The following is a 2,031-nucleotide window of genomic DNA, read 5'->3' on the forward strand; positions in this document are numbered from 1 at the left end:
GAAGGTCCGCGAAGCCCGCAGACTGGGCTACTCGGTCACCCGGGGGCTGATTGTCAAGGGCAGCTGGGGGATGGGAGCCGCCGTCTTTGACGCCTCCGGGCCCCCGGCCTGGGCCCTGAGCGTGACCGGCATTGAATCCCGCTTCACCCCCGGGCGCCGCCCGGAACTGGGGGCATTGCTGCTGCACCACGCCCACGAGCTCTCCCAACAGCTGCGCCGCGGGTAGTTTGAACCCGCAACGGGAATCGGCCCAGCGCCGGTGCGGCCGATACCATGCAGGAAGGCCATCAGGCACAAGGGAAAGAGATTAGATGACACCGGAGGAATTCCGCCGCCAGGCCCACGAACTGGTGGACTTCATTGCCGACTACCGCGCCGGCATCGACCAGCAACCGGTGATGTCCACCGTCGAACCCGGCCAGGTGGCCGCGCAGCTGCCCGCGCAGGCGCCGGAAGAGGGCGACGGCGGGGCGGGGCTGCTAGAGGACGTGCAGCGCATCGTGATGCCCGGGCTCACTCACTGGCAACACCCCAGCTTCTTCGGATTCTTCCCGTCGAACTCGGAGCTGTCCTCGGTGCTCGGGGACATGCTGGGCAGCGGGCTGGGAGTGCTCGGCCTGTCCTGGGAATCCAGCCCAGCCCTGTCCGAGATCGAGCAGACCGTAGTGGACTGGACCCGCCAGCTCTTTGGGCTGCCCGAGCAGTTCCGTGGCTCCATCCAGGATTCGGCCTCCAGCAGCACCCTGATCGCGCTGCTGTGCGCGCGGGAACGCGCCACCGATTTCGCCCTGGCCCGCGGCGGCCTGCAGGCTGAGGAAGCGCCCCTTATCGTCTACGCCAGCCGCTATGCCCACAGTTCGGTGGAAAAGGGCGCATTGCTGGCCGGGTTCGGCCGGCAGAACATCCACTGGATCGACACGGACCAGAACCACGCCATGGACCCGGCCGCACTGGCCGCGGCCATCGCGCAGGACCGCGCGGCTGGACGCATCCCCGCGGCCATCGTGGCCGCGACCGGCACCACCACCACGACCGCTGTTGACCCCTTGCGGGAATTGGGAGAGATCGCAGCGCGTCAGGACATCTGGTTCCACGTGGATTCGGCGATGGCCGGCTCGGCGATGATCCTGCCCGAGTACCGCTGGATGTGGGACGGGATCGAGTACGCCGATTCGGTCGTGGTCAACGCCCACAAGTGGCTCGGGGTGGCGTTCGACTGCTCCCTGTACTTCGTGCGCGACCCGCAGCATCTGGAACGCGTCATGGGCACCAACCCCAGCTACCTGCGTTCCGAACGTGATGACCAGGTGACCAATCTGCGCGATTGGGGGATCCCGCTGGGGCGGCGCTTCCGTGCCCTGAAGCTGTGGTTCATGCTGCGCGCCGAAGGGGCCGAGCGGCTGCGCGCCCGGTTGCGCCGCGACCTGGAAAACGCCCGGTGGCTGGCCAAACAGGTCAGCTCCACCCCAGGGTGGAAGCTCGCCGCCCCGGTCAACCTGCAGACCGTGTGCGTGGTGCACGAACCGCAGGGCGCCAGCGCCGAGCAGGTCGATGAACACACCCAGCACTGGGCCCGGCAACTGAACCTCTCCGGTCGGGCCTATGTTTCCCCGGCCGTGCTGGAGGGCCGCTGGATGGTGCGGGTTTCCATTGGCGCCCTGGGCACGCAGCGCTCCCACGTGGAACAGCTGTGGCGGGACCTGCGGCAGGTGGCCGAAGGAAACTGAGCCGGATGAGACGGCACCCCCGCCGGCCGGGGCCGCGGGGGTGCAGGACCGGTGGGCTTCCCAGGCCAGGTCTAGAGCTTCTCGCGGCGGACCAGGCGGGTGCCGGTCTTCACGAGCATCAGCACCAGCAGCAGCACTCCCACATAGCCATTGATGACGTAGACAATGTTGACCATCTGGCTGAAGGGCAGCACCAGGCCGATCACGGTGCCCAGCGCCGCCAGGGCGATCGTCAGGTACTTGAAGCGCGGGGTGCTGTCGGGGAAGAAGCGGCTGGAGACGGTCCACAGCAGCGGGACCGCGG

General features: G+C 68.1%; 2 protein-coding genes and 1 pseudogene. 2 read left to right on the forward strand and 1 reads right to left on the reverse strand.

The features are described 5' to 3' along the window. Together RCJ92_RS15705 and RCJ92_RS15710 are read left to right on the forward strand one after the other, a co-directional pair. Positions 1 to 226, forward strand: a 226-nt coding sequence (locus RCJ92_RS15705; protein ID WP_446755096.1) for an IclR family transcriptional regulator domain-containing protein, incomplete at its 5' end; no start/stop codon positions are given. 85 nt (positions 227 to 311) lie between these two features. Continuing rightward, positions 312 to 1,727: a pyridoxal phosphate-dependent decarboxylase family protein gene (locus RCJ92_RS15710; RefSeq protein WP_446755097.1), complete on the forward strand. Its 1,416-nt coding sequence runs from the start codon at positions 312 to 314 to the stop codon at positions 1,725 to 1,727. A gap of 71 nt (positions 1,728 to 1,798) precedes the next feature. Here the strand turns inward: RCJ92_RS15710 and RCJ92_RS15715 are convergent. After that, positions 1,799 to 2,031 (reverse strand): annotated as a pseudogene (locus RCJ92_RS15715) (hypothetical protein); the annotation flags it as partial.

It is taken from the genome of Glutamicibacter sp. BSL13, from assembly GCF_052928425.1.